At 44.3% G+C, this 7,898-nt stretch carries 6 protein-coding genes and 1 pseudogene; 1 reads left to right on the top strand and 6 read right to left on the bottom strand.

The window, feature by feature from the left end:
- From V5298_RS10230 to V5298_RS10215, 4 genes and pseudogenes are all read right to left on the bottom strand, one after another.
- Positions 1 to 1,415 (bottom strand): annotated as a pseudogene (locus V5298_RS10230) (poly(beta-D-mannuronate) lyase); the annotation flags it as partial.
- A gap of 392 nt (positions 1,416 to 1,807) precedes the next feature.
- A complete protein-coding gene (locus V5298_RS10225) occupies positions 1,808 to 2,800 on the bottom strand; it encodes a polysaccharide lyase family 7 protein (RefSeq protein WP_332931365.1) in 993 nt (330 codons plus the stop codon).
- A gap of 175 nt (positions 2,801 to 2,975) precedes the next feature.
- Complete coding sequence (locus V5298_RS10220; protein ID WP_332931364.1) at positions 2,976 to 4,247, bottom strand: O-acetylhomoserine aminocarboxypropyltransferase/cysteine synthase family protein; 1,272 nt, start codon at positions 4,245 to 4,247, stop codon at positions 2,976 to 2,978.
- Between the two features lie 234 nt (positions 4,248 to 4,481).
- Positions 4,482 to 4,745, bottom strand: a complete 264-nt coding sequence (locus V5298_RS10215) for a DUF7218 family protein (RefSeq protein ID WP_332931363.1) — start codon at positions 4,743 to 4,745, stop codon at positions 4,482 to 4,484.
- A gap of 260 nt (positions 4,746 to 5,005) precedes the next feature.
- On the opposite strand from V5298_RS10215, the gene V5298_RS10210 reads away from it, so the two are divergent.
- Positions 5,006 to 5,581 (top strand): diguanylate cyclase, encoded by a 576-nt coding sequence (locus tag V5298_RS10210; RefSeq protein ID WP_332931362.1) that lies wholly within the window; start codon positions 5,006 to 5,008, stop codon positions 5,579 to 5,581.
- 72 nt (positions 5,582 to 5,653) lie between these two features.
- Here the strand turns inward: V5298_RS10210 and V5298_RS10205 are convergent, their stop codons facing one another.
- Both V5298_RS10205 and rmuC read right to left on the bottom strand, forming a co-directional pair.
- On the bottom strand, positions 5,654 to 5,989 hold the full coding sequence (locus V5298_RS10205; RefSeq protein ID WP_332931361.1) for a DUF3718 domain-containing protein: 336 nt from the start codon (positions 5,987 to 5,989) through the stop codon (positions 5,654 to 5,656).
- A gap of 205 nt (positions 5,990 to 6,194) precedes the next feature.
- Entirely contained in the window at positions 6,195 to 7,814 is a 1,620-nt protein-coding gene (gene rmuC / locus V5298_RS10200; protein ID WP_332931360.1) for a DNA recombination protein RmuC, read from the bottom strand.
- Between the last annotated feature and the right edge of the window lie 84 nt (positions 7,815 to 7,898).

Raw genomic sequence — 7,898 nt, 5'->3', positions numbered from 1 at the left:
ACTGAACCCGAATTAGTATCAATAACTTTAAATGTTAGCCCCGGAACCATGGCGCCAGCCACGCCATCGGCAATATGAATACAGGTTTCGCCGGTAATAACGGGCTCGTTGTCTTCCACCGCTCGTAAGGTTATCGCACTGGTTAAACTCAGCTCATCCATATCGGTATAGGTGCCGGTTTGTAAACCAACTACATCACCGTCAGAAAGCCCGCTTAACATGGCATCAACCAATTCGACGCTCGTTGCCGCCACCGAGGTATAAACAATCGTATCAAGGGAATCAGTTACCGTATCGGTAAAGCCATCGTTATCGGTATAGGTAGCAGAAACGGAGATCACGGCACCCGCATAACCGGTAGGAATAAAGGTAGCGCTGTTACTACCTGAAATTTCCACACCATCAGCGAGCCAGGTATAAACCACGTTTTCTTGCTCTACACCGTTATTGTCGGTGATCACCGCGGTAAGCGCGGCGCTTGCAAGGTATGGTTCACTACCACTAATTTCGATAGAGCCGGGTTCATCAACGGCTTCGGCCGACACGGCAATGGTGGCCTCTGCGGTATTCTCTTCAGTAAAGCCATGATCATCGGTATAGGTCACAGTCACTGTTAATACCGAACCAATCCAAGTGGATTCTACAATGTAGGTATCTGACGTGGCGCCTGAAATGGCAACATCATCGGCATACCACTGATAACTAATATCACCACTAACACCGTCTTCATCGGTAATTTCTGCGGTAAGTAAATTGCCAACCGTGGGCGTTCCTGAAATTGTAACCGCCCCTTCTACGTTTTTACGAACGACGGCTTCGGTGCCTTCGGACATTGCCGTTTCATCAAAGCCCCGATCATCAACAAAGCTGACTTCAACGGTAATCACTTTACCAAGTTCATCTTCTGTTACCGTATAGGTAGCCAGATTCGCATCGGCTATGGCCTCACCGTCGGCATACCAGGTATAAGCAATAATGGCGTCATCAGTACCATTTTGATCAGATACCTCGGCACTAAGCTCTTCGCCAACAACGGCGTCACCGGTAATACTGACAGTAGAATCATAGGCGATAGCGGCAACTTCATCGGTAGGGTCGGTAATATGGGATTCGTTGATCCCGCCATCATCGGTATAGCTGGCCTGAGCGGCAATCTGCGTACCAATATAGTCGTCAGTGAGCGTAAATGTGGATTCATTTGCGCCTTCGATAACCGCGTCATCGGCATACCAGTAATATGACACCGTACTGGATATACCGTCGGGATCACTCACCGAAACAGTCAATGTTTCACCAGAGGTAGGAGTTCCTGCCAAACTGATCGACCCCAGTGTATTGGGGTTCTCGTTGTTATCGACATCACAACCGGAAATTGCGGCGGCAATTGCACATAGTGCAAAGATTTTTCTTTTCATTATGGTCTTCCCTTCAAATAACGGTTTTTATTCGCCCCTATGAGATCACACCATAACCAATGGAGACGAATTATTATTACCAATTGTTATTATTATTAAGACAGCTTTGTTAACCTCGCGGTTATATAAACATAAAGAAGTAACATTTTCCACCAATTTTACATGCCTTGATAACATTTATTTCACATAATGGTTTTTTTATTTAATTTTTAGCGAGGTAGAGGGTTCTTACCAATGTAAGGAAGAGGAATGACAGATATGAAATTTGACTGACCAGTGGGCACATAATTGGAAAATTAAAAAGGATAAAAAGAAGGAAATGAAGATGTACTAGGGGAGATAACAAAACGCCAAAGATAGCCTTGGCGTTCTGTTTATGCTGTAAATTCGAACTAGTTAGATGGGTGCATATTGTTTAGATAATAGAAGGTGGCCTGAGCATAATCACCTTTATCACCGCCATTGTTCTGGTTGTATACGCCGGCTTTAAAATACATGTATTGATTGTTTTTATCATAACCACTATCACGCATATCAAGCATACGGGTGATGTTTGCTTTTCCCTGACGAATTAACGTTACATATAAGGTGTTGTCTTCAACGGTAATTTTGTAACTAAACTTTTCGTTAAGGGCTATCCCGCCTTCGGGGTTTTCCAAAGTATGAGATCGAGATCCAACCAGATTGACCCACACATCATCCCCACCATTAATTTCATGAGCAAAATATACCGATCCCTTGTCATTGTTGGGCAGCTTGCGGTAATACAAGCGAATGGGTTCATCGTCAGTAGCATGTATTTGCCCGATGATCACTCGCCCCACTTTCTTTTCATCGCCGGACACCGACACCCTATTTACCGCCAATGTGGCTTCAAGGCTACCTTCTACCGCACCGGCTTTTCGTTTCACCGAACCATGGGCACCGTCAAATACCCAATTGTTCTGTGTAATGCCTTTTGTTTTAATGCGCAGGTTTCCCCGACGCAACATTTCCCTTAGTTCAGTTCGGGCATATTTCGTGTTTTTCGAGGTTTTAGCGCCCACATTAGGCGAAGCGAAAACCATGCCGCCATCCTCTGCCGTATAGAAAAAAGGCTTGAGTTCAAAGCCTCCGCTTAACGGCTTTTCATAGATAATGTCCGCTTTTTTATCTTTATTGATATCGGTGGGTAAGGTTAGGCTCCAGGATAACAAATCAAAATTACTCGCTGGCGCAACGCCCGTCTTAAGGCGGTCTGGATCGCCAAGCAATACGCCATCGGCAAGATCAAGATGAGCTTGGGGTAGGGTTTCTAAGGTAAGTTCGGTTTCGCAGAGTGCCGGAGTCGAAACAAATAAACTCGCGACTAAATAAAAAAAAGGGTGATAATTCGCTCTTCTCACAGGTGGTCACCTCAATTGGTCAACAATATATTTAAAATTGTTTTACCTCATTGAGAGACTCATCACAATCTTTTTTACATCTGAGCAACAATTAAACGGGTACAGGGAGAAAATTGGGACACCTTAGAATTTGCATCAGGTGCCCCTAGATTACCGGTTAGGTTTTATCGAAAGCCTAGGCTTTATCGAGGGCTTGGGACACATCCGCAATAATGTCATCGATGTGTTCAATGCCAACAGAAATTCTGACCAGATCTTCACTCACACCGGCTTTTGCCAGCTCATCCGCATTTAACTGGCGATGGGTCGTTGACGCTGGATGACAAGCCAGTGATTTGGCATCACCGATATTTACTAAGCGCAAAATCATCTGCAATGCATCAATAAAGCGCGTACAGGCTGGTAATCCGCCAGTAATACCAAAGCTTAAGATCCCTGACGCTTTCCCCTTCGTGATTTTCTTACAGGTTGCATTGTATGGGCTATCAGGTAATGCGGCATAATTCACCCATTCTACCTTGGGATGATCATTCAGGTAGGCAGCGAGTTTTTCAGCATTTTCACAGTGCCTTTCCATCCGTAACCCCAGGGTTTCAAGCCCCTGCATGATCTGGAAAGCATTCATCGGCGAAATGGCCGCACCGGTATTTCGCAGTGGTACCACACGACAACGACCAATATAGGCAGCCGCGCCGAGAGCTTCGGTATACACCACATCGTGGTAAGAAGGATCTGGCTCGTTAAGCATTGGGAAGCGTTGTTTATTGGCTACCCAGTCAAACTTACCGGAATCCACAATAGCCCCACCGATTGAAGTACCATGACCACCAATATATTTGGTAAGCGAATGCACCACGATATCTGCGCCCAATTCAAAGGGTCTGCATAAAAACGGCGTTGCTACCGTATTATCCACAATCACAGGAATACCATGTTTATGGGCAATTTCGGCCAATCGAGTAATGTCCACGATATTACCTGCAGGATTACCTATGGATTCACAAAAAATGGCTTTGGTATTTTCATCAATAGCACGCTCAAAGCCTTCAAAATCGTCGTGAGAGACCATTCTGACTTCGATTCCTTGGCGTGGAAAAGAATGAGCAAAAAGATTATACGTACCGCCGTACAGTTGCGTCGTACTCACAATGTTATCACCCATTTGGGCTATACATTGGATGGCATAGGTGATTGCCGACATGCCCGATGATACGGCAAGGGCGCCAACACCGCCTTCCATTGCCGCCACCCGTTTTTCTAACACGTCTGTCGTGGGATTCATAATACGCGTATAGATGTTCCCAGGTACCGCCAAGTTAAATAAGTCTGCTCCATGCTGCGTATCATCGAAGGTATAAGAGGTGGTCTGATAAATAGGTACAGCTGCAGCCTTGGTAGTTTCTTCCGACTTGTATCCTTCGTGCAGTGCAATCGATTCTAATTTCATAATAATTCTCTAAATGATCAACATGAGTAGATCGCCATCTGTCATAACGCTGGCGAGGATCAATGTGCTAGGTACCGACGCCTCTAGGCAAAGGGGTCAGTAACACAGGCAATTGTTTTTAGGATAATTTTTAGCATTATTGATCAAGCACGACGGAAATATCTATGGGTTTCTTACACATTCTGATAACGAAAAGGTATATAAGATACATTTGCGCGCTAACAAACCGCACATTCAATGATTTCGCAACGCATCGATGAGCTCAGCCTTATTCATTTTTGAGCGCCCTTCGATGCCAATGTCTTTTGCCTTTTCATATAAGGCCTGTTTCGTTCTGTTTTCATATTTTTTGCCGTGCCCGCCTTTTTTAGCAGGATGCTGATTATCATTACTTTGCGCATTGGCAATGCGGGCCGCTTTTTCTTTGCTGTAGCCTTTATCTCTTAAGGTTTCGTACATGTCGTCATCTTTTATCTGATTACCATGATCAGTGCTCATAACCTGCTCCTTAGTACCAATTAAATTTAAAACCGTGTCTAAAAAGCTGCAACACCCACGCCATAGTGTGAATCCCCCCTTTTGGTGGGCTTACCACCAAGGCCACATCAATAAACGCTGTGAAAATATTACATCTTTGCTGTAAATCTTAACGGATAGGTGTTCTTGGGGGCGTGAAGTTAAAAATTTACACCAGAAGCAGTAATCCGTTTTCTGGCTAGTCGGTAACAAACTATACCTTTGTCATCTCAGGATCTTCTATGTTCGACCCTACTCAAATCATACTCATGTACTTTATTGTACCGCTCTGGCTGCTTGCCGGATTAGCTGACTGGTTTTGTCATCGGCACAGCCACATCGCTAGTACCGCCGGCTTAAAAGAATCCGCTATCCACCTATTGATGTTTATAGAAGTCGGCATTCCCCTTCTTATGGCACTGTTTCTCGACATAAACGCACTGGTTATTGTTGTTAGTGTCGTGTTGTTTTTTGTTCACGAACTGACTGCACTTTGGGATGTTAGCTATGCCAGCGAAAAACGTCACGTGTCGCCCATTGAACAGCATATACATAGCTTTCTCGAAATGATCCCGCTGATGGCACTTATTTTAATCATCGTCACCCATTGGTCTCAGTTTTTAGCGTTGCTTGCCGTGGGTAGTGAACAAGCATCGTTTTCGCTCGCCCTAAAATCTCCGGCCTTGCCAGGCAGTTATGTAATACTAGTGCTGGTAGCGGTGGGGTTAGTGGCAATTTTGCCTTATGCAGAAGAGTTTTACCGTTGTTATCAAGGGCGCAAAAACACAAGGCGGGATAAAGCTGACAGTGCAAATTAGCGTTCGATAAAGACCCATCCTCGATCCGCACACGTGAGAATCAAGAATGGATCCAGGGTATTCATGTTTGGTTTATTGCGCGGTATCCATGCGGGCGAGGTATTCTTTGCTGCTGTAACCACCGTTGGTAATATATGCACTAATGACACTTGGGTTCGTGCCATGCTGTTCCACAAATTCAATCACCGACATGCCATTACAGGTTAACTTTTCAAGTACATATTCCTTATCAACCCTTGCCTTTTCCATGGCACTTTTCAATTTATACTTACTGCCTGTTGCCGCCGACACGCATATTTCAGACGTGACAGAGTCATCAGCGGCAACGATTTGCGTACCTGCGTTTGCCAACCCTGCGACCCCCAAAGACAAACCAATAGCGACCATAGTACGGGTAAATACTTTCATGATTGTTTCCTTTATCAATTAATGAATAGGTTTAGCGTTACGTTCACAATTGATAAGGCAACCCCAGTGCCAAGTTTAAATTCACAATAAAAACAATAACATAAAAATAAACACTTAAAAAAAATGGCACAGCATTAAAAAAAGACCATGTAAAGTAGTGAAAATAACCAATTAATAGTCATTTTAAAACAGCAGGATGAACTATCTAGGGAGTCTCAGCTTCAGATGCCGTTGTCAGTGACTCTGCTATATCCGATTTGGCCAATATGGCCTCAGGTATATCCTTTTTCACCCGCACGCCCAATTCTTTAAACTGCTCCGCTTGGCGAACCAGATTTCCACTACCGGTTCTAAGGGTTTTCATCGCATCATCATAGGAATCTCTGGCCGAATGAAGTTGCCCGCCCAGTTTTTCCATTTTTTCCAGAAAGCCCCGCAGCTTGTCATACACATGCCCTGCTCTTTCTGCCAGTTCCGCCGCTTTTTTATTTTGTTTTTCAATGGTCCAAATACTTGCCACAGTTTTAAGCGTAGCCAGTAATGTGGTGGGCGTAACAATGACGATGTGCTTGGCAAAAGCCTCTTCAAACATCCCAAAATCGGCTTGAAGGGCTACATTGAAAGCCGGTTCAATGGGTACAAACATAAATACAAAATCCGGCGACTGTAACCCGGTCAACGCTGGGTAATCTTTTTCGTTTAAGGTTTTAACGTGTTGTCTCATCGCCGCTACGTGCTGCTTAAGGGATAGTTCCTGCTGATGACTGGATTCTGCCTGGCAATAGTCTAAAAAGGCATTCAATGACACCTTAGAGTCGATAATCAGGTGCTTTCCTTCAGGCAGCTTAACAATGAAATCCGGGCGCTGATTTTTACCCTCTTCTGTTTTAAAATTCGCTTCTCGCTCGTACTCCTGGCCCTTCATTAACCCGCTGGATTCCAAAATACGTTCCAACTGAATTTCACCCCAGTTACCCTGTAGTTTCTTTTCCCCCTTCAGCGCTTTGGTTAGGTTATCTGCATCATCGGTAATTTTCTGGTTCAATAAACGTAATTGCTTGAGCTCTTCACTGAGCCTACTGCGATGAACCAATTCCTCTCTCTGGGTTTCCTCAACTTTACGTTTAAACTCACCAATTTCAGATTTAAAGGGTGAGAGTATTTTTTCCAGCGATTCTTGATGCTGAGAACGAAAATCCTTACCTTTTTGTTCCAGTACATCACTGGCCAAAGCTTTGAATTCCTGACTCATCATCACTTTAGCGTCTTTTAGATCCTGAACCACCTGGGCGTTGTGTTCAGCTTGCTTGTCTAGTTGTGTTTGCAGCTGCGAGACTTTCTTTTCCTGTTCACGCAATTCGTCAGTTAACGCTTCAATACGCGCTTCTTTGGTTTGTACACTGTGTTTCAGCTCTGAAGTCCTGGCGGTTAACTGCTGGTTGGCTTCCCGTAGGCGAGTAAGCTCGGTTAAAGCGCTCCCTAGTTCATCAATTTTACTTCGGGCTTCTTTGAGTTCTTTTAAGGTATTTAAGTGGGATTTTTCTGACGCTTCATATTCGGTATTGCGTGCCACCAACGTTAACTTGGTTTGTTCCAGTTCACTTTCTTTATCTTCTAACAATTCAATGTGCTGCTGGAATTCACGGATTTGCTGTTGGCTTAATGCCAATGCATTATTGGCGGTGCTAAGCTCTGCGTTTAGCGACTGCATGTTCAACGCGTGTTGTGATTTAAGTGAAAACACCTTGAAAATGGCACCCATAAAGCCCAACGCAGTTACACCGGCAATTGCAACCAAGCAGGTATTGATTAGGTTAATCTCCATTATTCACTTACTCCTTAATGCTGGTACGTGGTGGTGACAGAAATGTCACGATTTACCTTATTGACCACTACTGTATGTCGCTAT

The sequence above is a fragment of the Alteromonas sp. 14N.309.X.WAT.G.H12 genome, from assembly GCF_036697315.1.
Lineage (GTDB): Bacteria > Pseudomonadota > Gammaproteobacteria > Enterobacterales > Alteromonadaceae > Alteromonas.
The sequence above is the reverse complement of the archived record's forward strand: the minus strand, read 5'-3'. Positions and strand labels throughout refer to the sequence as shown.